Consider the following 20,929-nt stretch of genomic DNA (forward strand, 5'->3'; position numbering starts at 1 on the left):
GGCCCGTACCCTGCGGACGTGCTGCGCCCTGGCAAACAAGACATCCGGAAGATCGTGATTTCCATGGACAACGACCAGTTTGACGATGCCCTTCTCCGCTCCGCCATGGAGCGCGCCGCCCTTTATGGCTGGCGGCGACTGACGGTTGTCGATGCCGCACGCGATGCGGGGCTGAGTCTGGATGTCGCGCGCAAGCGCTTCCCGTTCAAGGCGAACATCCTGCTGACGCTGGGCCGGTTGGCGGATGAGGCCGCGCTGGTGGATGACGGATCGACCGGCACCCCGCGTGAAAAGCTGTTCGACCTGCTGATGCGGCGCATCGACGTGTTCCAGCAGTACCGCGCCGGCGTGCGCGCCGCCCTGCGCGCGCTGCCGTTCGACCCGCCGCTGGCGCTGCTGCTGGGCGGGGCGACGGTCGAAAGCATGAAATGGATGCTCAGCGCCGCGGGGCTTGAGGTCGGGGGACTGGCGGGCGCGCTGCGCGTGCAGGCGCTGCTGGGCGCCTGGACCGTGACGCTGCGCGCATGGGACAAGGATGACAGCATGGACATGGGCACCACCATGGCCACGCTGGACAAGGCGCTCGACAAGGCGCTGCGCTTCAGCGCACTGCCCGGTTCCAAAACCGCAGGCGCGGCCGAAGGGATCGGTGGCCTTGACGGGCATGATTTCTCCACCGACCCCAGCGTGGACCTGCCCCTCGAACCGTCCGCCTGAAAATACCCTTTCCCGCGAATGGATGCTGTTGCCCCTTTACGCGACCCCGTTTCGCGCTCTAGAAGGGCGGCAGCACTGACGAATCGGTCATGACGATTGGGGCGTAGCCAAGCGGTAAGGCAGCGGATTTTGATTCCGCCATGCGGAGGTTCGAATCCTCCCGCCCCAGCCAGCCGTTCTTCCATGAAATGAATGATCCCGGCGGCCCGGGACGACACGCCCGCCTGCCCCCCACGGGCCGGTCATGGCGGTCATGGGCCGTTGGCATGCGATGGCGTGGGTTCCCGCGCGCCGCCCGCGACATCAGGGGGCGAATCGTGGCAGGACCTGCCGCTGCCGTTCCCTGCGGCATATGCCCCGGAATGAGGACTGTTCCGGTGCTTTTTATTTATTTCTGATATTTGCCCGGTGCATTGATCTAACAGATGTTCATATTCCGCCCCGCCTGTCGCGGGCGGACGGGACAGGCGGCAAATATCCCACAAGACCGCCACCCTTCCCTGATGCACCCGTCCTGTGCGCCTGAATGATGCGCCCGAACCCCGGACATGGGTTCCGGGTGATTCAGGTTGTGACGCACAAACGTCACAAGATTGTGATTTAAATTGCCGGGAACAGTTATTAATCTTTTTTAAACTTATAAAGCAGATCATAAGTTTTTGATATTATTTCACGAATGTACAAGTCTACTTCTGGTGTCATGAAAAAATCAGACTGTTGGATACCACTTTACGGTCATCAGTATTTTATCGTCCTTTTGCAGCACCATGGCCGCCCGTGCCGTGTCGGGCCATGCAGCCTGGATACGGACCCATGATGTCGTGTCCCTACATCCGCATTTCACTGCTGCTTTCCCGCCCGCACCGGCTTCGTCCATGCGTGGCGGGTTCCTTCGCATTTTCCGCCTGTAATCCTGTCCGCCTCTGAATCGTGGAGTTCGCCATGCCCCGGGACACCCTGGACGACACGCAGGTCACCGTCCTGCCTGCCCTTGAACAGACCATTCTGGGGGTTGTTCTCATTGACGAGACCAACACGGTCACGTTCTTCAACAGCGCGGCCGAACGTCTGTGGAACTGCACGCGCGCGGATGTCCTGGGCCGCAACGTCAACGTGCTGGTCCCGCGCAAGATCCGCTCCTCCCACGACGACCTGATCAAGCATAACCGCGACACCGGCATCAACAAGATCGTCGGCACCTCGCGCGAGGTGCAGGTGGAGCGCTTCGACGGCACCAGCTTCTGGGCGGAACTGTCACTGTCGCGCATTTCCGTCAGTGGCAAGATCGGCTACATGGCGCTGATCCGCGACATCTCCCAGGAGGTGGCCGACCGCGAGAAGATCCGCCTGCTCTCGCTCGTGGTCCGCGAAACCGACCGTGGCGTGGTCATCCTCGACCCCGAATTCCGGCTGATCTACGTCAACCGCGCCTTTACCGACATGTTCGGCTATGAACCCAGCCACGTCATCGGCCACGGGCTGTCGGTCATTCTTGCGGGGGATACGACGGACATCAGCACGCTGAACCAGCTGCACAGTGGCGCGCAGAACGACAAGGGGTTCAACCTCGACATCCGCGCACGGCACAAGAACGGGCGCGACATCTGGGTCTCGGCCACGATGAACCCGGTGTTCGAGGACCATGGCGATATCGAGAACATCGTCGTCGTGCTGACGGACATCACGGAGAACCACTTCCTCGAAACGCTGCAGCGCGATGCGCTCGAGGCGATTTCCAGTGATCTCAGCCTGCGCGAGATCATGGATTTCATCTGCCGCCGCATCGAGAACAACGGCCTCGACGTCATGCCCGCCATCTTTACGGTGGACAACAATTCCAAGCTGAAATGCGTCGGCCGTGCCAGCCTGCCGCTGTCGCTGGTCGAACTGTTCGATTCCCTTGAAATCGGGCCGGATGTCGGCAGCAGCGGCGTTGCCGCCTATACCGGCAAGAGCATCACCTCTCCCGATATCGAAATCGACCCCAAATGGCTGACGCTGCGCTCCGCCGCGATGCGCAACGGCATCCGCGCCGCATGGGCCACGCCCATCGTGCTGCGCGGCGGCCGGGTGGCCGGGGTGTTCACCCTGTATTTCCGTACCAAGCGCCAGCCGCAGGCCTGGTGCCAGAAGGCTGTCAACGCCAGCCTGCACCTGTGCACGCTGGCGCTGGAACGTTATGAGGCGAAGGAACATATCGCCAAGCTGTCGCATTTCGACACGCTGACGGGCCTGCCGAACCGGCTGTGGCTGCGCCAGCATCTCGACAAGATGCTGCGCCGTCCCACGCGCGGCAATTTCATGCTGCTGTCGCTGGGGCTGGATAACTTCAAGAACATCAACGACGTTTTCGGCCATGCCGCAGGCGACGACCTGATTTCCTACATCGCGACGCAACTGCGCGATGCGATCGGCATTGACGACACCATCGTGCGCTCCGGCGGTGACCAGTTCACGATCATCACCAGCGGCATCCAGCAGCATGCGTCATCGCTGTCGGACATGATCCTGCGCCTGCTGTCACAGCCGATGCAGGTGGGCGACGTGTCGGTCACGTTCTCCGCCAGCATCGGGATCAGCGTCTATCCCGAAAATGGCGAAACGGGGGAAATGCTGCTCAAGCACGCCGAAACGGCGATGTTCCAGGCGAAGGCGCATGGCGGGGGCAATTACTGCTTCTTCAGCCCCAAGATGAACCAGCAGGCCACGGACCGGCTGATCCTTGCGGCGGCGCTGCGCGATGCGATCGCCCATGACCGGCTGCGCCTTGTCTACCAGCCACAGGTGCATGCCCGCACGGGCAGGATGTACGGGGTGGAGGCCCTGTCGCGCTGGAACGACCCGACGCTGGGCTTCATCTCGCCTGCGCGTTTCATCGCCGTGGCGGAGGAAACCGGGCAGATCGAGGCGATCGGCAAATGGTCGATGCGCGCGGCGTGCCGCCAGATGGCCGAATGGATCCGCAACGGGATCGACATCCCCACCGTGTCGGTCAACCTGTCGCCGCTGCATTTCCGCGATGAGAAGCTGCCGGAATTCGTGGCCGAAGTGCTGGAGGAAACGGGCATCCCGCCGGCACGCCTGATGGTGGAAATCACCGAAAGCACGATGATCGACAATTACGACCGCACCATCAAGGCCGCGCAGGCGCTGCGTGAACTGGGGGTTGGCATGTCGATGGACGATTTCGGGACCGGGTTCTCCAGCCTGTCGAACCTTGCGGGCCTGCCGGTCAACGAGGTGAAGATCGACCGCAGTTTCATGAACGGCCTGGAAACCGTGGACAAGGTCCGCTCGGTCGTCACCGCGGTCATCCGCATCGGCCAGAGCCTGGGCATGACCGTGGTCGCCGAAGGGGTGGAGCACGAGGAACAGCGCCAGATCCTGGTCAACATGGATTGCGACGTGCTGCAGGGCTACATGTTCTCCAAGCCGCTTGCGTCCGAGGACCTCATCACGTGGCTGGCCAACTACACGCCCAAGGAAGTCGCGCCGGCCTGACGGGCGCTGGATAACGAATAGAAGTTTCCGGGTGCCGCCTTTTTTCAAAAAGGCGGCGTCTTTCGAAGCTTTTTGAAAAAAGCTTCACCAAAAACTTCTTTTCGTTCCGGTGCAGTCCTGCCGGGTTACTGCGCCTGTCCCTGCGCGATACCGGTGGACATGGGGGCCACGGGCCAGAAGGCCTGTGCGATTTCCTCCTGGATCTGGCGCAACTGGCACTGGATCCATTCCATATATTCATGCAGGCCGCGCTGGATGATCTCATCAGCGGTCTGCTCCGCCAGGGTCACGCGCAACTCCTCCACCCGTTCAAGGATGTGGCTGCCATGGCGCAGGCGGTATTCCCCCGCCAGCAGGCCCAGCGCGGAATGAACCTGCCGCAGGCTGGTGGAGAGCGAGCGCGGGAACCCGTCATTCTTGAGCAGGAACCCCACGATGTTCACCGGCGCCATCCCCGATGGCAGTACGCGGCGAAAAGCGTGGTAGGCTGCGGCCGAACGCAGCACGGACGTCCACTGGCTGGTATCGATGTCGGAACCCACATCCGCGCCGCGCGGCAGCAGGGTATGATACTTGATGTCCAGCAGGCGGGTGATCTGGTCCGCGCGTTCCAGATGCTTGCCCAGCACATAGAACAACCATGCCTGGTCACGGTACAGCGTGCCTTCGGTAATACCGAAATGGGTCTGGCATTCCTGCTTCAGGCGCGTGCAGATGCCCGACAGGCTGCCCGCGCGGATATCGGACGGCGTCAGGTCGCGCACCCATTGCGTGAAGACATTGAGGTGCATCCACATCTCGGTCGAGATCAGCGGGCGCAGCGCACGGGCATTTTCCCGCACCGCATGCGCCATCCCGGCAATGGAACCGGGATTGTCGCGTTCGGTGATATAAAACCCGACCACCGCATGTTCCGACGCCTGTTCATGGATGGCGAAGAACCGGGCTTCGTCCGCGTTGATCTGCAGCACGGAGTCCCACCCCGCATGGCCATTGCGGGGGCGGACGAACGTGCCCGTAACCTCGATCAGGCGGGCAAGGTTTTCGATGCGCTCCATGTAGCGCGCCATCCATGTCATGCTCTCGGCATAACGTGACAGCAGGTTATGCAATCCCGGCAGGACAGGCGTGGGGAAAACCGAAAGATTTGTCATGACGCAAGCACCCATGTGTCCTTTGAACCACCACCCTGCGAGGAGTTGACCACCAGCGACCCCTTGCGCAGCGCCACGCGCGACAGGCCACCGGGCAGCACCCATGTCTCCCTGCCGGTCACGGCGAAGGGACGCAGGTCCACATGCCGCGCCTCCAGCCCCGCCGGGCACAGCGTGGGGGAAACCGAGAGGTTGATGACCGGCTGGCTGATGTAATTCGCCGGGTCGGCCTGCAGCCGCGCGCGGAAATCCTCAAGCTCGGCCGAGGTGGCATGCGGGCCGATCAGCAGGCCATACCCGCCGGACTCCCCGACCGGCTTGACCACCAGCTGCTCCAGATTCGCCAGCGTGTAGTCCAGCCCTGCCTTCTCCGCGCAGATATGGGTCTCCACATTGTCGAGGATCGGGTCCTGGTCCAGATAATAGCGGATGATGCGCGGCATGTAGGCATAGACCGCCTTGTCATCGGCGACCCCCGTCCCGATGGCGTTGGCGATGGTGACGTTCCCCCGGCGATAGGCGTCCACCAGTCCCGGCACGCCCAGCAGGCTGTCGGGGTTGAAGACCTGCGGGTCAAGGAAATCGTCATTCAGGCGGCGATAGATCGTATGGACCGGCGACAGGCCGGCCACCGTGCGCATGAAGACGCGGCCATCCACCACCACGAGGTCGCGCCCCTCCACCAGGGGGATGCCCATTTCGCGGGCCAGGAAGACATGCTCGAAATACGCGGCGTTGTAGATGCCCGGCGACAGCAGCACGACCTGAGGGTCGGCCACACCCTGCGGCGCGGTTTCCGCCAGCGCGCGATGCAGGCGCAGGCCGTATTCGTCAACCGGGCGGATATCCAGCCCGGAGGCGAGGTCCGGCATCATGCGCAGCATCATGTGCCGGTTTTCGATGACATAGGACACGCCCGAAGGCGTGCGCGCGTTGTCTTCGAGGATCAGGAAACGCCCGGCCGGGTCCCGCACGAGGTCGGTGCCGTTGACATGGACATAGACCCCGCCCGGCACGTCGAGCCCCATCATGGCCTCGCAGTAATTGGCATTGCCCAGCACCATTTCCGACGGGATGATCCCGTCACGCAGGATATGGCGGTCATGGTAGATGTCCCACAGGAACAGGTTGATCGCCTGCACGCGCTGGCGCACGCCGCGTTCCACGTGGTCCCATTCCGCCGCCGTCAGGACACGCGGCACAACGTCAAAGGGCAGGATGCGGTCGATGGCCTGGTTGTCGGTATAGACGGTAAAGGTGATGCCAAGGCGGTAAAGCTGCGCCTCTACCGCAGCGGTGCGACGGCGCAGTTCATCAAGGTCGAAATGCGCCAGCCGGTCACGCACGCAGCGCAGGCCGGGAGAGGCAAGGTCGGCACGGTTCATGAGTTCGCAAAAGGACGATGGCACGTCATATGTCGCAAACAGTCCCGCACCCTGTGTCCTGGTGCGCCCTACCGTATCATTCATGCCCCTGCTCCCGTACCCATGGCGGAAGGAGGATCAGGCGTGACGGAAACATGCCCACCCACCTGCCATTTCGTTACGCTTATGACTTAGCGGAGCAAGAAAACACGTCCTTGCCAAGGTGAAATCTGCATCCCGTTTTCTTTTTCGCCATTCCTGCCACGAAATGACCGTCGCGTATGGCGCTGGCGACAAAGTCATGCAATTCATGGAGATCGCTTGCCTGATACACGGTGCGCATGGCGGTCCGGGAACATGATGCCTTTTCTTGCACGACATGCTTTCATGAAAGCTCCCCTGTCATGAACCGGCCCGTGACACTGGTTCACCGGACAAGCTACCGTTACGACCGCCCGGTTTCCCTTGGCCCGCAGACCATCCGCCTGCGGCCCGACGCGACATGCCCGACACCCATCGCCTCCTATGCCATGGACATCCTGCCCCACGGCCACCAGCGGACATGGCGGCATGATGCGTTCGGCAATCACGAGGCCTGCGTCACGTTCGGGCAGAAGGTCCGGCATTTCGACATCACGGTACGCCTGACGGCGGACCTTGCCCCCCTCGCGCCGGGCCTCCGTCCCCGCACCGGGGCGCTGGGCAGTCCGCCTGCGGCGTTCACGCAACCGCTTCCCGCCGGCCCGCACCTGCGCGCCTTCCTTGCCGACGCCATGGCGATCCACGATCCCGATCCCGTGGCACGGCTGGTGGCGATCAACCGGATGATCGCGACGCGCATCGCCTATCGCACCCGCATGGAGACCGGCGTCTGGGAGGCGGAGGAAACCCTGGCCCGCCAGACGGGTTCATGCCGTGACAGCGCATGGCTGTTCATCCAGGTCCTGCGCCATATGGGCATCGCCGCGCGCTTCGTATCGGGATACCTGATCCAGCCCGATGCCGGTGATGCCGCCTGCGACCTGCATGCCTGGGCACAGGCGCATGTCCCCGGCAGGGGATGGGTGGGATTCGACACCACATCGGGACTGCTGGCGTCGCAGGGGCATATTCCCCTTGCGGTGGCATTGCGGCCCGAACAGGTCGCCCCGGTTTCGGGACTGCTCGACAGTTGCAACGCGACACTCGACGTTTCGATGACGCTGCACCGTAACGGCCATCACGGCGACACGAAGGTCACTGACCCTGAAGGCCAATGATGTAGATAAGGACTGTCAGGACCCACGCGGGGATGCCATATCCTGACTTTCCCCACGGGGTATGGCGCATGCCCCCTTTCGCGTTACGGAAAGCAAACAGCCGTGCAACTCTTTTCCTGCCAGTCTTGCGATCAGGTCCTGTTCTTCGAGAATACGGCCTGCGAACGCTGCGGGCACAAGCTGGGCTACCTCCCGACCATCAACAGCCTGTCCGCGCTGACATCCACCGATGGCGGCCTCGCCTGGCATGCGCTCGACCCGCGTGCGGATGACGGCCCGTACCGTTTCTGCGCCAACCATGCGCATGACGCGTGCAACTGGCTGATCCCCGCCAGCCAGCAGGGGCAGGAATTCTGCATCGCGTGCCAGTTCAACCGCACCATCCCCAACCTGTCGGTGCCGGGCAACCTGGAACGGTGGCGCAAGATCGAGGTCGCGAAGCACCGGCTGTTCTATACGCTGCTGCGCCTGCACCTGCCGATGCACACGCGCCGGGAGGACCCGCGCGACGGGCTGGTCTTCGATTTCCTTGACGACGTTCCCCACGAAACCCCCGTCATGACCGGCCACCAGAACGGCCTGATCACCATCGCCCTGCGGGAAGCCGATGATGCCCAGCGCGAGAAGATGCGCATGGAAATGGGGGAGCATTACCGCACGCTGCTGGGCCATTTCCGCCATGAAATCGGGCATTATTACTGGAACCTGCTGGTGCGCGACGGGCAGTGGCTGGCACAATGCCGGGCCATTTTCGGCGATGACCGCATGGATTACCAGCAGGCGCTGCAACGCCATTACGAAAATGGGCCGCCCAAGGGATGGCGCACGCAGTATGTCAGCGAATATGCCACCTGCCACCCGTGGGAGGACTTTGCCGAGACATGGGCGCATTACCTGCACATCGTCTCCACGCTGGAGACGGCGTGGGCCTATGGCATGACGGTGCGCGAACAGCCCGGCAATCCCCACACCCTGCGCGCGATGATGACCGACAACCCCTATGACGTGGCGACATTCGACACCATCGCGCAGGGGTGGCTGCCGCTGACCTATGCCGTCAACAGCCTCAACCGCTCCATGGGGCTGGCGGATTTCTATCCGTTCGTGCTGACACCGGCCATCCTGCGCAAACTGGACTTCATCCACCAGTTGGTACAGGCTGCACGGACACAGTAAAACAGGCCCCACCGAACGCAGCATGGCAGAAATACATGTAGCGCATGGCTTGGCGCTGATACTGATGCCGGATTTATTAACAAAATGTGACCGTGTTTTTTAGATTGCATCCGATTGTAACATTCGTACACATTAAAGACACTATAAGGTCGCGTTCCAAATGCCTTATTGTCTCGTAAACAGGAGGTACATTTCATGAAGTTCACACGTTTTCTGATGATCGCTGGTATTGCTGGTGCCCTGGGCGCGTATGGCGTTCCCGCAATGGCGCAGGACAACAACAACAACGACCATCATGAATTCCATCATGACGAGCAGGGTGATCACCATGAAGGTGAGCACCGCGAAGGCGAAAATGGCAACGAGCACCGCGAGGGTGAGCATCACGATGGTGAGCACCATGAAGGCAAGCATCGCCATGGCCACCATGGTCACGAAGAAAACAAGAACTGACATGGCATGACCCCGCCTGCGGGCGGGTCGTGACTGACAGTGAAGGGGGGAACTTCCACAGGGGAGTTCCCCCTTTTTCATTTTTCCACGGACTCGGTATCGTCACCGTCACCCGCGGGCAACTGCATGTCCCGGCAGGCATCGCGCAGGATCGCGACGAAATGCGAAATCAGCGGCGAATGCTGTCCCGCGCGCATGGCGATCGCAAGGTCCGCCTTTGGCGCCTTCGGCCCGAGCGAGTGATAGGTCACCCCGCCAGAATGGATCTGGTGCAATGACTGCGGCACCACGGAAATCCCGAGCCCCGCCGCGACAAGCGGCACGGTGGAGGCGATCTGTGGCGCCTGCTGCCCCATGCGCGGGGTGAAGCCCGCGTTCTGGCAGGCCGACAGGATGGCGTCATGAAATCCCGGCCCGAGTTCACGCGGGAAGATGATCAGCGGTTCATCCGCCAGCATCTCCAGTTCCAGGCGCGGGCGGGAGGCCAGCGCATGCCCCTTGGGCAGCGCAACCACCGTCGGTTCCGCCAGCAGGGGCGAGACGATCAGCCCCTCCCCCCCATCGGGCACGGGCGGGCGGACGATTGCAATATCTATGGCCCGGTCATGCAGCGCCTTGCGCAGGGCTGGCGTATTGCTTTCCTCAAGCGAGATGGTGACATCGGGCCACTCCTCGCGGAAGCGGCGCACGGTCTGCGGGATCAGCGGCAGCAGCGACACCGCACCCGCCAGCCCGACCCGCAGGTGCCCGCGCTCACCCCGGGCCAGGCCGGTGGCAATGGACAGGAACTGCTGTTGCATGCCAAGGATGGCCTTGGCCTGGTCCATCAGGACGACCCCCACTTCCGTCAGGCGCACCCCACGCGTCAGGCGCTGGAACAGCAGCACGCCAAGCTCGTTCTCGAACTGCTTGATCTGCTGGCTCAGGGGGGGCTGTTCTATGCCCAGCTGTTCGGCCGCACGTGTGAAACTGCCATTTTCCGCGACGGCGACAAAATAGCGCAGGTGTCTTAAATCCATTTGGCATATAAATAATATATGGAAACCTAGTTCAATATATATTTGACGCCATAACATGCCATGCGCCACGTTCCCCCATCTGCTAAGGATGAGTGCTCCCTGATGAAGATTGGCCTGTTTATCCCCTGTTATATTGATGCTTTCTACCCGCAGGCCGGCATTGCCACGCTGGAGTTGCTGGAGAAGCTGGGACAGGACGTCGAATACCCTCTGGACCAGACATGCTGCGGGCAGCCGATGGGCAATTCCGGCTGCAACTCCGACGCTGCCGCTGCCGAGGCCCTGTTCGTGCGCAACTTCGCCCGGTTTGACAAGATCGTCATGCCGTCCGGCAGCTGCACGCACCACGTACGCGACAATTTCGATGCCATTCCCCAGACCGACGAAGTCCGCCATGTGCGCGAAAACACGTATGAACTGGTGGAATTCCTGCATGACATCCTGAAGGTGGAGGAGTTCCCCTGGGCGGAATTCAACCACACCGTCGGCCTGCACAACAGCTGCGGCACCCTGCGCGCGCTGCGCACGGCAAGCATGTCGGAACTCGGTGAAAAGCCGTTCTCCAAGCCGATGGACCTCCTGTCGAAGGTCAAGGGCATCCGCTTCGTCACCCCGAAGCGGCCTGACGAATGCTGCGGCTTTGGCGGCACCTTCTCCGTCACGGAGGAAGCGGTCTCCGCACGGATGGGCGTGGACAAGGTGCGCGACCATTACCAGGCGGGCGCGGACTACATCGTCTCGGCGGATTCATCGTGCGTCATGCACCAGCAGGGCTGCGCCGAACGCGCGGGCATCCCGATCCGCTTCATCCATATCGCACAGATCCTCAACGGAGCACGGTCATGAGCAACAGGCCGGTCAACCACGCCAGGGCTGCCGAGAAGTTCCTCGAAGACGCCCCCCACCTGAAGTTCCATGACGAACGCCTGTGGGACATGCGCCAGAAGCGCGACGACCAGATGCACATGCTGCCCGAATGGCAGGAACTGCGCACCGAGGCCTCGCGCATCAAGGAACACACGCTCTCCCGCCTGCCCGAATACCTGGAGCAGTTCGAGGAAAACGCCAAGAAGAACGGCATCCACGTCCACTGGGCGCGCGACGGGGCGGAGCATAACCGCATCGTGGGCGAGATCCTGCAGGCGCACAACGCACGCAGCCTGATCAAGAGCAAGTCGATGGTCACCGAGGAATGTGACATGCGACCGTATCTTGAAAAGCGCGGCGTCACCGTCACCGAAACCGACCTTGGCGAACGCATCCAGCAGCTTGACGACCAGCTTCCCAGCCACATCGTCGTGCCCGCCGTGCACAAGCTGACATCGGACGTCGCACGCATCTTTGCCAAGGATTACAAGACCGACCCCGGCATCCGCGACCCGCACCTGCTGGCCGAGGCGCAGCGCCAGGCGGCGCGTCCCGTGATCCTGCACGCCGATGCGGGCATGACCGGCGGCAATTTCGTCGTCGCGGAGACCGGCACCTTTGTCGTGTGCACCAACGAAGGCAATGCCGACCTCAGCGCGACCGTGCCCAACCTGCATATCGCGACCATCGGCATCGAACGCCTCGTGCCGCGCATGGCCGACCTTGGCGTGTTCATCCGCCTGCTGTCACGCAGTGCGCTGGGATCACCGATCACGCAGTACACGTCCCATTTCCGCGGACCGCAGAAGGGCGGGGAGATGCACGTCATCCTCGTCGATAACGGACGTTCGGCACGACTGGGGATGAGCGATTTCTGGACTTCGCTCAAATGTATCCGCTGCGGGGCGTGCATGAACACCTGCCCGGTCTATCGCCGTTCGGGCGGGCTGTCCTATGGCGCGGTCTATTCCGGGCCGATCGGGGCGATCATCGACCCGACCTTCAACGAGCGCAAATACAGCACCCTGCCCTATGCCTCCACGCTGAACGGCAGCTGCACCAATGTCTGCCCGGTCAAGATCAACATCCACGAGCAGCTGTACAAATGGCGTCGCGTGCTGGTGCAGCACCATGAAATGCCGTTCGTCAAGCGCGAGATCATGCACATGGCGGGCAAGCTGATGGGGCAGCCGAAGCTGTACCGCGCCGCCATCAGCGCGACGGAAACATCGCTGAGCACGCTGCCGCGCTTTGCGCTGTACAACTGGCTCAACCCATGGGGCAAGCACCGCGAAAACCCCCATCCGGTCAAGCAGACATTCCATTCATGGTACAAGGCCAACCGGATGAACAAGGCTGGCAAGACCGAGGAATCACGATGAACGCGCGCGATACAATCCTTCAGGCCCTGCGCACCAACCGCCCCTCCCCCGAGCAGTATCCCCTGCCGCCGGTCGCGACCCTTGGCGACCTTGACGCCAGCAGGGAGCGTTTCATCACCTCGCTGAAGATCCTTGGCGGTGACGTGCTGGAACGCCAGGGCGATGAGACGCTTGATGCGGCGATCGCGCGGCGTTTCCCCGATGCAAAGAATGTCTGCTCCGCCGTGCCGGAAACCAACGGCACGATGCGCGCGGAAACGCTGAAGACCCCGCAGGACGCCAAGGACGTGGACATTGCCGTCGTGCGCGCGGCCTTCGGCATCGCGGAGACGGGATCGATTTTCCTGAGCGAGAAGCAGCTGCCCCTCAATTCGCTGGCCCATCTGGCGCAGCATATCGTCATCCTGCTGTCGCCGGACGAAATCACGGCGAACATGCACACGGCCTATCAGAAGCGCCCGGAATTCCGCAGCGCGAATTATGGCGTGCTGATGAGTGGCCCTTCCGCCACGGCGGATATCCAGGGCGTGCTGATCCGTGGTGCGCAGGGCGTACGCAGCCTGAGCGTCTGGTTCACCTGAACCGGGCGTCCGGCCCCGCCGGAAGCAACATGTCCGCCCGCCGGTTGCCCCATTACGGGACGACCGGCGGGCGTAACTGTATCAGACAGCCTTTTTCAGGTTGGGACTTGCCTTGAACCGGACGGTCTTGCCGGCCTTGACCTTGACGGGCTCGCCGGTGCGGGGGTTCAGCGCCTTGCGCGCCTTGGTCTTCTTGACGGTAAAGGTACCGAATGACGGCAGGGTGAAACCGCCTTCGCGCTTCAGTTCCTTGATAATGGCTTCCATCAGATCCGAAGCAGCCTGGTTGGCGGCCACGCCAGTGCAATCGATCGAATCCTGAATCACGGCGGCAATAAAGGCTTTGCTCATCGAGACTGTCTGCTCCTTTCAAACCATGCTGTATAAAATTAGGACTTATCCTGGTCCCGCCCGTAACGGTGCATGAACCATCAGGCCGGGCGGTCGCGGCTTGTAACGCGGCAGACAAGGTTACGCCAGAGATTTTTTGTCATTACATGCCAAATCTTGCTGTCCAGATCAGCAAAAGCTCCGCCTCTTGCCGAAGTAGACGATATGATACCAACTTTGGCGAAGATGGAATCGTTTATATCGAATCTGTATCATTATTTCACATGCCTGTCATCTTTGCCGGCAGGAAACCATCGCAAAAGACCCGATATGACAGGCACGATGGCAAAACCGGCCCCCGCGATGCCACAGGGCCATGGACATGAAAAATCCGCCCCGGATGCTTCCGGGGCGGATCATGCAGGGACCGGCGGGCAACCTTATGCCTTGAAATTCTGCGCCCCCAGGTCGGTCACGCCAACAAATGTCACGCGCGTATGGTCCGACAAAGATACCGTCGTGTTGCCACCTGTTACGGTGGCGCTGGCAATCATGTCCTGCAAAGAGGCCTGCGTCATGTTGTAGCCGCTGAGTTCCACGACATTCGCTGACGACTTGCCAAAGTCCTTGATGATGTCCTGACCGCCGGCATGCCCCTTGATGAAGATGAAATCATTGATGCCGTTCGCACCGGACAGGGTATTGTTGCCGCTGCCACCGATCAGGGTGTTGTGGCCGCTGCCGCCGACGGCGTCGATATCGCCCGTCGAATTCGCGCCATTGAACAGCTCGTTGCCCGAACCCTGGCTGCCATCGAAATCGGTATAGGTATCGTCGCTGGCGGTAATGTTCAGGTCATCCGTCCCGGCGGCGCCATAGATGGTGCTGCGCCATGCGCTGACGGTGGCGGTGCCACGCGCATTGAGGAAGCGCAGGCAGCCATCGACGCTGACATCGCCGCCGGTCGGGTCATTGACCGTCACGAATCCGGTGGCGGAGATCGTATCGCCCGCCTCGCTGTTCATCGTCTGGGCCTCCAGCAGGTCTTCCAGCCCGTACAGGCCCTGCTGGTTCATCAGCGTCACACTGTCATCCGTGCCGCCGGTCACCGTGCTGCCGCCATGCACGGTCATGCTGTTGCCGCTGCCGGTATCGGTCACACGCGACTTGGCCCCGATGTCGAGGCTGGCACTGCCGGAGACCGAACTCCTGTTCTCCAGCGTGACGTTCTGCGCCGCGTTATTGGCGCCATAGACCGTATCCGCGCCCTTCAGGTCCACCGTGTTGTTGGCGGCGGCAAGGTAGATGGCAGCGGCACCGATGCCGGCATTGATCGTATCCTGTCCGGTCCCGGTGCTGATGGTATCGCGGCCCGCGCCCGTATTGACGACGTAATCCCCCGACCCGCCGACAAAGACATTGTTGCCCGATGCGGCGGTGAAGACCCCGGATTCACTTCCGGCGGTATAGGTGATCCCCCCAAGGTCGCCTGCGATCACGTTCACCGGTGTCGTGACGCCCGCGGCATTGACCGACACCGCCTGGCTGAGTGACTGGCCATTCAGGCCGCCAATGACAATGCCCGCATCGCTGCCATCAAGGGTGTAGGTCCCGCCGGACGTGATATCGACAAAGGTGCGCGCCGCACTGGCCTGGTCCGTGCCGGGCGTCCCGGCGACCATCGTGTCGCTTGCCAGCGTCGCGGTCACCTGCTGTGCGTACTGCTGGGCAAGGGTATGGGTGAATGTGCTGTCCGTGGCGATGGAGACGGTCGTCCCTTGCGCACCCGTGATGCTTACAGCCTGCATGCTTTGCGCTCCCTGTTCCGTGTTGCGGACATGGGCCGTGCGCCCCGCCACCAATCAGTTCCAACCTGTGGGGGGACCTGCATGCGTTGCGGACCAACCGCCTGCATCCCGCCATGGAAGGGACCGCCGCCATCACCGGCACGGCGCGTCCGATCCCGCACGCAGGAATAGACAGAAGGAGGTTAACAATTCTCGAAGAGAGCGACCTGTCCGGCAGATTACGCGAATTGGGGCACGGGCATCACTTCAGGGGCACGACGCGCTCGATCTCCTCGATCCACAGCCGCGCATTCCCGTCCGATGGCGCGCGCCAGTCCCCGCGCGGCGACAGGGCGCCACCCGCCAGCACCTTGGGGCCGTTGGGCATGGCCGAACGCTTGAACTGGCTGAAGCCGAAGAAACGCTCGACAAAGACCAGCAGCCAGCGGCGTATCTCCTCCAGCGGGTAGGCGACCTTGCGCTCCTCGGGGAAGCCGGGGGGCCATGCCCCGCATGCCGCGTCACGCCAGGCATGATACGCCATGAACGCGATGCGCGACGGGCGGAACCCGTGGCGCAGGACATAATACAGGTTGAAATCCTGCAGGGCGTAGGGACCGATTCGCGCCTCCGTGCTCTGGACCGGGTGGCCTTCGTGCGCGGGGATCAGTTCGGGCGAAATCTCCGTATCGAGGATGTCGCGCAGGATGGCGCAGGTCCGCGCCTCTTCGTCGCCGCTGGACATGACCCAGCGGATCAGATGCTGGATCAGCGTCTTGGGCAGGCCCGCATTGACGTTGTAGTGCGACATCTGGTCGCCCACGCCATAGGTGCACCACCCCAGCGCCAGTTCCGACAGGTCGCCGGTGCCGATCACGATGCCGCCCGACTGGTTCGCCAGCCGGAACAGGAAATCGGTGCGCAGCCCGGCCTGCACGTTTTCAAACGTGACGTCATAGACCGCCTCCCCTTCGGCAAAGGGATGGCCCATCTGCTCCAGCATCATGCGCGCGGTCGGGCGGATATCGATTTCCGCCGCCGTAACGCCCAGCGCCTCCATCAGCGCCAGCGCGTTCGAGCGCGTCCCCGCCGTGGTGCCAAAGCCGGGCATGGTATAGCCCATCACCACGTCACGCCCCAGCCCCAGTTCATCGGCCGCCCTGACCGCGACCAGCAGGGCATGCGTGGAATCCAGCCCCCCCGAAATGCCGATCACCATGCGCCGCGCGCCCGACGTGCGGATCCGCTGCTTCAGGGCGGAGACCTGGATGGCAAATGCCTCGTAACAGTCCTGTTCAAGCTGGGCGGGGTCCGACGGCACGAAGGGGAAGCGCGCGATCTCTCGCCGCAGCCCGATATCGCGCATCGGCGGGTTCAGGACAAAGCCCACGCGCCGCCATGCGCCGTCCCCCTCCGTTGCGCGGCGGTTGTCACCAAAGGTGCCCATGCGCATGCGTTCCTGGCGCAGCAGGTCGAGGTCGATATCCGCGACCGCGCGGGCGGGACCGGTGGGAAAGCGGTCGCTGCGCGCAAGGACGACGCCATTTTCAAACACCGAGACCTGCCCGTCCCAAGCAAGGTCGGTAGTCGATTCCCCCTCGCCTGCCGCGGCATAGACATAGGCGCACAGGCACCGCGCCGCATGGGCCTGACACAGCAGGGTGCGCGTCTGCGCCTTGCCCACGGTGATGTCGCTGGCGGACAGGTTGGCGATCACGCTGGCCCCCGCGAGTGCTGCGCGGGTGCTGGGGGGCTGGGGCACCCACATGTCCTCGCAGATCTCGACCCCCAGCGTCAGGCCCGTGACATCGCGCGCCTCGAACACGATATCCGTCCCGAACGGCGCCTCCTGCCCGCCCACGCGGATATGCGCGCCGCGCACGCCCGCGCCGGGGGCGAACTGCCGTGCCTCGTAGAATTCGCGGTAATTGGGCAGGTAGGATTTGGGCACCACGCCAAGGACACGGCCACGGTGGATCACGACGGCGCAGTTATACAGCCCGTCGCCATGGCGCAGCGGCGCGCCGACCACCAGCACCGGCAACAGGTCCGCACTGCCCGCAGCCAGTTCGGCCACAGCCGCGTCCACGCGTTCCAGCACGACATCCTGCTGGCGCAGGTCCTCGATGGCGTAACCCGAAAGGCCGAGTTCGGGGAACACGGCAATCGCCACCCCATCCGCGTCGCACGCCTGCGCCTGCTGCAGGGTACGCAGGACATTGGCCTGCGGGTCCGCCAGCGCCACCGGCAGCGTGCAGGCCGCGACCCGCGCGAAACCATGACGATAGAGTGCCAGGAAATCCGTCATGAAACTGCCTCCGCCTGATGCCGCAACCCGGCCATGCGCCAACCGCGCGGGCGCGCCGCATGCACGGGCCACCAGATGTACTCCCACATCCCGCCCGTCACAAACCCCGCACCTTCACGATATGCCCATCGCGGTGAACTTCGCCGGACATGAAACATTTACATGAGACGCATGGACGCCACCGACCGGCCGGCCCCATGCGACACACCAACTGAAGGAGCGCGGATATGGACCTGTTACGCTGGACCATCACCTTCCTCGTCCTGGCCCTGATCGCTGCGGTTTTCGGGTTTGGCGGGATTTCATCGACCTTCGCCTATTTCGGGAAGGTCCTGTTCTTCATCTTCATCATACTGTTCGTCATTGGATTGTTTTTCGGCCGCGGCCGCGGAAGCGTCCCTTGACCTTCAGCCCACGCGGCACGAGCAGCAGAAGCATGAACGCGTAAAGGCCGCTCAGCGCGGTCATGGAAACCGGCAGCCACGCTACCAGATAGGTCGGGGCGTCACATGGCTTGGCCGGGCGCACGGGCATCGCGGCCAGCCGCTCGGCAAAGGTGCCGCCGTGGAAGGTGGGGGCCCGGCATTCCGGCAGCGGGCTGGGCCACCATCCCTGCTCCACCCCCACATGCAGGACCGACAGACCGCATGACGCCAGCAGCACCGGCATGCAGCACCACAGCACGGGGCGGGCGGCGTCACGCGGCAGCACCATGGCCCCGATCCCCAGCCCCACCAGCACGCGGTACGGCCATCTTTCCCACAGGCACAACCCGCACGGGACATGGCCCAGCGCGTGCTCCGTCCACCATGCCAGAGCAAGCGCCAGCGTGCCCGCCAGCGCCATTACAAATCCCGTGCCTCTCATCATCCCTTACGAAGAGACAGAAACGGGTGCCCCGTCAAGCGCCTGAAGGAAATCATTGGCCCAGCTGACGGCCGTCGTGCGGCTGACTTCCTTCTCCAGCGCGATCCAGCGGGTCTGGCGTTCCGGGCGCTGCATCGTCAGCGCCTGGTGCAGCGCATCGGCGATTTCGTCCGTGTCATAGGGATTGACCAGGATCGCCTCGTCCAGTTCGGGCGCGGCGCCAGCGAAATGCGACAGGATCAGCACGCCGGGGTCCGCCGGGTCCTGGGCTGCGACATATTCCTTGGCCACAAGGTTCATCCCGTCACGCAGCGGGGTGATCAGCGCCACATCCGCCATGCGGTAGAACCCGGCCAGCACATCGCGCGAGATCGGGCGGGTGATGTAGCGGATCGGCGTCCAGTCGAATTCGGAATAGGCGCCATTGATCCGCCCCGTCAGCTCATCAAGCTGGCAGCGAAGCTGGCGGTATTCCTCCACATTCCCGCGCGAAATCGGGGCGACCTGCAGGAACGTGACCCTGCCGCGATGTTCGGGATAGCGCGACAGCAGCGCCTCATACCCCTTGAAGCGTTCGGGCAGGCCCTTGGAATAATCCAGCCGGTCCACCCCCAGCACCAGCTGCGCCCCGCGCAGGCTGTCGCGCAGGCGGCTGACCTCCGGCCCTTCCATGCTGGCTTCGGCCTGCGCGCGGAATTCCACCGGGTCGATGCCGATCGGGAACGCCTGCCCGCGTTCGGCCATGTGGTTCATGCGCAGCGCGTGGTTGAGGTTTTCCGCGTCCTCGGGCGTCTGCACGCCGACAAGGTCATAGCTCTGCATGTCCTCAAGCAGCAGTTCCGCGCCCGGCAGGGCACGCACCAGGCTCCATGGCGGGAACGGTATATGCAGGAAGAAGCCGATCCGGCACTTCACCCCGAGGTCACGCAGCGCCTGGCCCAGCGGGAACAGGTGGTAGTCATGGATCCAGATCGTGTCGTCAGGCCGCAGCAGCGGGCGCAGCGTGCGCGCGAACATGGCATTGACGCCAAGGTACATTTCCCAGTCCATGCGGGAATAGTTCATCAGCCCGACACGGTAATGGAACAGCGGCCACAGGATGCCGTTGGAGAAATTCTGGTAGAACCCGGCATGCTGCGCGCGGGTCAGGTCGATGGTGGCATAGGTGACGTTCTTCACCCGGTCGATGCTGGGGGTGGGATCGCCCTCCATATGCTCCACCTGCCGCCCGGACCAGCCGAACCACAGCGCATCGCCTTCACGCAGGGCATCCTTCAGCCCGACCGCCAGCCCACCGGCGGGCTGGCTGCGGTCACGCGGGGCGGGAACGCGGTTCGAGACGATGATCAGGCGCCCCATGTGTCATCCCCCCCACAGGACAGCGCCGCAAGCCAGGCCCGCACGGCGGCCGGGTCTGCAAAATCGCGCGGGATGCGCAGGCCGATTCCCCCAAGGGCGACCGCCGCGCGGATCCCGTCCTCATCCGTCACGTCGTCACCGATGAAGACCGGGTAACGCCCCGCGAACGGCGCGGCGCGCATCAGGTCGCGCACCGCATGGCCCTTGTCGATGCCGGCGGGGCGGATCTCCCACGCCATCTTGGCTTCCTGCACGTGAAAGCGCGGGTCGGACGCCACCCAGCCATCCGCCACGTCACGCAGGGCCGGGCCGGCATCGGGCGCGCCACGGAAATGCAGGACGACCGCCGCCTTCTTGCGCTCGATCCGCACGCCGGGATGCTCCACCGCCAGCGCGTCCGCCTGCGCCAGCCACGCGGACGGCACGGGGGGCAGGTTGGCGCGGTGGATGATCCCGCCGGGGCTGCGCCGCACGGCAATGCCATGCTCCCCCGCCACGGCATAGGGCACATCGCCAAGGAAAAAGTCGATCTGTTCAATGGGACGGCCCGAAATGACCGCCACCGCGTCCGCGCATTTCGCGCGCAGCCGCCGCAGGCTTGCCAGCAGTCCGGCCTGTACCTTCACCGATTCGGGCGTTGGCGCGATTTCCACCAGCGTGCCATCGAAATCCAGCAGGAACGCGGTCTTGTCGGGAGGGGGCATGTCGCCGTGGCCGGGCAGGGAAGACATCAGGCTCATATTGGTTCAGACCTCCGGGAAACCGAACGGGCAGGGATATCGACGCAAGGGCGGGGAACGGCGGC

Annotated in this window: 19 protein-coding genes and 1 tRNA gene; 10 read left to right on the forward strand and 10 right to left on the reverse strand. The window is 63.3% G+C overall.

Going from position 1 to position 20,929, the window contains the following annotated elements; translation table 11 throughout:
• The first annotated feature begins 63 nt into the window (after positions 1-63).
• Both KMAL_RS09685 and KMAL_RS09690 read left to right on the forward strand, forming a co-directional pair.
• The gene (locus tag KMAL_RS09685; RefSeq protein ID WP_110095532.1) at positions 64-717 is read left to right on the forward strand and encodes a TetR family transcriptional regulator; all 654 of its coding nucleotides are present in this window, start codon (positions 64-66) and stop codon (positions 715-717) included.
• 97 nt (positions 718-814) lie between these two features.
• Positions 815-889, forward strand: a tRNA-Gln gene (locus KMAL_RS09690).
• Positions 890-1,426: 537 nt separating this feature from the next.
• Here the strand turns inward: KMAL_RS09690 and KMAL_RS17255 are convergent.
• Positions 1,427-1,594: a hypothetical protein gene (locus tag KMAL_RS17255; protein WP_167400068.1), complete on the reverse strand. Its 168-nt coding sequence runs from the start codon at positions 1,592-1,594 to the stop codon at positions 1,427-1,429.
• Between the two features lie 65 nt (positions 1,595-1,659).
• On the opposite strand from KMAL_RS17255, the gene dosP reads away from it, so the two are divergent.
• A complete protein-coding gene (gene dosP, locus KMAL_RS09695) occupies positions 1,660-4,218 on the forward strand; it encodes an oxygen-sensing cyclic-di-GMP phosphodiesterase DosP (RefSeq protein WP_110095510.1) in 2,559 nt (852 codons plus the stop codon).
• 125 nt (positions 4,219-4,343) lie between these two features.
• Here dosP and KMAL_RS09700 read toward each other — a convergent pair whose 3' ends face one another.
• Both KMAL_RS09700 and KMAL_RS09705 read right to left on the reverse strand, forming a co-directional pair.
• On the reverse strand, positions 4,344-5,387 hold the full coding sequence (locus KMAL_RS09700; protein WP_110095511.1) for an alpha-E domain-containing protein: 1,044 nt from the start codon (positions 5,385-5,387) through the stop codon (positions 4,344-4,346).
• Positions 5,369-6,841, reverse strand: a complete 1,473-nt coding sequence (locus tag KMAL_RS09705) for a circularly permuted type 2 ATP-grasp protein (protein ID WP_110095512.1) — start codon at positions 6,839-6,841, stop codon at positions 5,369-5,371. The genes KMAL_RS09700 and KMAL_RS09705 overlap by 19 nt, the downstream gene beginning before the upstream one ends.
• Before the next feature lie 311 nt (positions 6,842-7,152).
• On the opposite strand from KMAL_RS09705, the gene KMAL_RS09710 reads away from it, so the two are divergent.
• The 3 genes from KMAL_RS09710 (at position 7,153) to KMAL_RS16935 (ending at position 9,624) form a co-directional block, all read left to right on the forward strand.
• On the forward strand, positions 7,153-7,995 hold the full coding sequence (locus KMAL_RS09710) for a transglutaminase family protein (protein ID WP_239020057.1): 843 nt from the start codon (positions 7,153-7,155) through the stop codon (positions 7,993-7,995).
• 102 nt (positions 7,996-8,097) lie between these two features.
• Entirely contained in the window at positions 8,098-9,171 is a 1,074-nt protein-coding gene (locus KMAL_RS09715) for a zinc-binding metallopeptidase family protein (RefSeq protein ID WP_110095514.1), read from the forward strand.
• Between the two features lie 195 nt (positions 9,172-9,366).
• Positions 9,367-9,624, forward strand: a complete 258-nt coding sequence (locus KMAL_RS16935) for a hypothetical protein (RefSeq protein ID WP_146044190.1) — start codon at positions 9,367-9,369, stop codon at positions 9,622-9,624.
• 77 nt (positions 9,625-9,701) lie between these two features.
• Here KMAL_RS16935 and KMAL_RS09725 read toward each other — a convergent pair whose 3' ends face one another.
• Positions 9,702-10,643, reverse strand: a complete 942-nt coding sequence (locus KMAL_RS09725; protein WP_110095516.1) for a LysR family transcriptional regulator — start codon at positions 10,641-10,643, stop codon at positions 9,702-9,704.
• A 102-nt stretch (positions 10,644-10,745) separates the two neighbouring features.
• On the opposite strand from KMAL_RS09725, the gene KMAL_RS09730 reads away from it, so the two are divergent.
• From KMAL_RS09730 to KMAL_RS09740, 3 genes are read left to right on the forward strand one after another with little or no spacing between them, the layout of a single operon-like run.
• Positions 10,746-11,489, forward strand: a complete 744-nt coding sequence (locus KMAL_RS09730; protein ID WP_110095517.1) for a (Fe-S)-binding protein — start codon at positions 10,746-10,748, stop codon at positions 11,487-11,489.
• Positions 11,486-12,892, forward strand: a complete 1,407-nt coding sequence (locus KMAL_RS09735) for a lactate utilization protein B (RefSeq protein ID WP_110095518.1) — start codon at positions 11,486-11,488, stop codon at positions 12,890-12,892. Before KMAL_RS09730 ends, KMAL_RS09735 begins: the two co-directional genes overlap by 4 nt.
• On the forward strand, positions 12,889-13,473 hold the full coding sequence (locus KMAL_RS09740) for a LutC/YkgG family protein (protein ID WP_110095519.1): 585 nt from the start codon (positions 12,889-12,891) through the stop codon (positions 13,471-13,473). The genes KMAL_RS09735 and KMAL_RS09740 overlap by 4 nt, the downstream gene beginning before the upstream one ends.
• Before the next feature lie 81 nt (positions 13,474-13,554).
• Here the strand turns inward: KMAL_RS09740 and KMAL_RS09745 are convergent, their stop codons facing one another.
• The 3 genes from KMAL_RS09745 to KMAL_RS09755 form a co-directional block, all read right to left on the reverse strand.
• A complete protein-coding gene (locus KMAL_RS09745; RefSeq protein ID WP_003617455.1) occupies positions 13,555-13,824 on the reverse strand; it encodes an HU family DNA-binding protein in 270 nt (89 codons plus the stop codon).
• Between the two features lie 419 nt (positions 13,825-14,243).
• On the reverse strand, positions 14,244-15,611 hold the full coding sequence (locus tag KMAL_RS09750) for a hypothetical protein (RefSeq protein WP_146044191.1): 1,368 nt from the start codon (positions 15,609-15,611) through the stop codon (positions 14,244-14,246).
• Positions 15,612-15,852: 241 nt separating this feature from the next.
• On the reverse strand, positions 15,853-17,898 hold the full coding sequence (locus tag KMAL_RS09755; protein ID WP_110095521.1) for an NAD(+) synthase: 2,046 nt from the start codon (positions 17,896-17,898) through the stop codon (positions 15,853-15,855).
• 227 nt (positions 17,899-18,125) lie between these two features.
• On the opposite strand from KMAL_RS09755, the gene KMAL_RS09760 reads away from it, so the two are divergent.
• Positions 18,126-18,302 carry a DUF1328 domain-containing protein gene (locus tag KMAL_RS09760; RefSeq protein ID WP_003617451.1) on the forward strand — a complete coding sequence of 59 codons (177 nt, stop codon included), beginning with the start codon at positions 18,126-18,128 and terminating at the stop codon, positions 18,300-18,302.
• Here KMAL_RS09760 and KMAL_RS09765 read toward each other — a convergent pair.
• Genes KMAL_RS09765 through otsB form a run of 3 tightly spaced genes read right to left on the reverse strand, consistent with a single transcriptional unit; the run spans position 18,259 to position 20,864 of the window.
• Positions 18,259-18,744: a disulfide bond formation protein B gene (locus tag KMAL_RS09765; RefSeq protein WP_110095522.1), complete on the reverse strand. Its 486-nt coding sequence runs from the start codon at positions 18,742-18,744 to the stop codon at positions 18,259-18,261. The genes KMAL_RS09760 and KMAL_RS09765 overlap by 44 nt on opposite strands.
• Before the next feature lie 27 nt (positions 18,745-18,771).
• Positions 18,772-20,124 (reverse strand): alpha,alpha-trehalose-phosphate synthase (UDP-forming), encoded by a 1,353-nt coding sequence (locus tag KMAL_RS09770; protein WP_110095523.1) that lies wholly within the window; start codon positions 20,122-20,124, stop codon positions 18,772-18,774.
• A complete protein-coding gene (otsB, locus tag KMAL_RS09775) occupies positions 20,112-20,864 on the reverse strand; it encodes a trehalose-phosphatase (RefSeq protein ID WP_110095524.1) in 753 nt (250 codons plus the stop codon). Before otsB ends, KMAL_RS09770 begins: the two co-directional genes overlap by 13 nt.
• Positions 20,865-20,929: the final 65 nt, after the last annotated feature.

The sequence above is a fragment of the Novacetimonas maltaceti genome, from assembly GCF_002906255.1.
Lineage (GTDB): Bacteria > Pseudomonadota > Alphaproteobacteria > Acetobacterales > Acetobacteraceae > Novacetimonas > Novacetimonas maltaceti.

What these genes read in the sequence shown, in the direction of transcription:
- KMAL_RS09685 (WP_110095532.1), top strand. Translation starts at nt 64, where the DNA reads ATGGACAACGACCAGTTTGACGATGCCCTTCTCCGCTCCGCCATGGAG.
- KMAL_RS17255 (WP_167400068.1), bottom strand. Translation starts at nt 1,594, where the DNA reads ATGGACGAAGCCGGTGCGGGCGGGAAAGCAGCAGTGAAATGCGGATGT.
- dosP (WP_110095510.1), top strand. Translation starts at nt 1,660, where the DNA reads ATGCCCCGGGACACCCTGGACGACACGCAGGTCACCGTCCTGCCTGCC.
- KMAL_RS09700 (WP_110095511.1), bottom strand. Translation starts at nt 5,387, where the DNA reads ATGGGTGCTTGCGTCATGACAAATCTTTCGGTTTTCCCCACGCCTGTC.
- KMAL_RS09705 (WP_110095512.1), bottom strand. Translation starts at nt 6,841, where the DNA reads ATGAATGATACGGTAGGGCGCACCAGGACACAGGGTGCGGGACTGTTT.
- KMAL_RS16935 (WP_146044190.1), top strand. Translation starts at nt 9,367, where the DNA reads ATGAAGTTCACACGTTTTCTGATGATCGCTGGTATTGCTGGTGCCCTG.
- KMAL_RS09725 (WP_110095516.1), bottom strand. Translation starts at nt 10,643, where the DNA reads ATGGATTTAAGACACCTGCGCTATTTTGTCGCCGTCGCGGAAAATGGC.
- KMAL_RS09730 (WP_110095517.1), top strand. Translation starts at nt 10,746, where the DNA reads ATGAAGATTGGCCTGTTTATCCCCTGTTATATTGATGCTTTCTACCCG.
- KMAL_RS09735 (WP_110095518.1), top strand. Translation starts at nt 11,486, where the DNA reads ATGAGCAACAGGCCGGTCAACCACGCCAGGGCTGCCGAGAAGTTCCTC.
- KMAL_RS09740 (WP_110095519.1), top strand. Translation starts at nt 12,889, where the DNA reads ATGAACGCGCGCGATACAATCCTTCAGGCCCTGCGCACCAACCGCCCC.
- KMAL_RS09745 (WP_003617455.1), bottom strand. Translation starts at nt 13,824, where the DNA reads ATGAGCAAAGCCTTTATTGCCGCCGTGATTCAGGATTCGATCGATTGC.
- KMAL_RS09750 (WP_146044191.1), bottom strand. Translation starts at nt 15,611, where the DNA reads ATGCAGGCTGTAAGCATCACGGGTGCGCAAGGGACGACCGTCTCCATC.
- KMAL_RS09755 (WP_110095521.1), bottom strand. Translation starts at nt 17,898, where the DNA reads ATGACGGATTTCCTGGCACTCTATCGTCATGGTTTCGCGCGGGTCGCG.
- KMAL_RS09760 (WP_003617451.1), top strand. Translation starts at nt 18,126, where the DNA reads ATGGACCTGTTACGCTGGACCATCACCTTCCTCGTCCTGGCCCTGATC.
- KMAL_RS09765 (WP_110095522.1), bottom strand. Translation starts at nt 18,744, where the DNA reads ATGGCGCTGGCGGGCACGCTGGCGCTTGCTCTGGCATGGTGGACGGAG.
- KMAL_RS09770 (WP_110095523.1), bottom strand. Translation starts at nt 20,124, where the DNA reads ATGGGGCGCCTGATCATCGTCTCGAACCGCGTTCCCGCCCCGCGTGAC.
- otsB (WP_110095524.1), bottom strand. Translation starts at nt 20,864, where the DNA reads ATGAGCCTGATGTCTTCCCTGCCCGGCCACGGCGACATGCCCCCTCCC.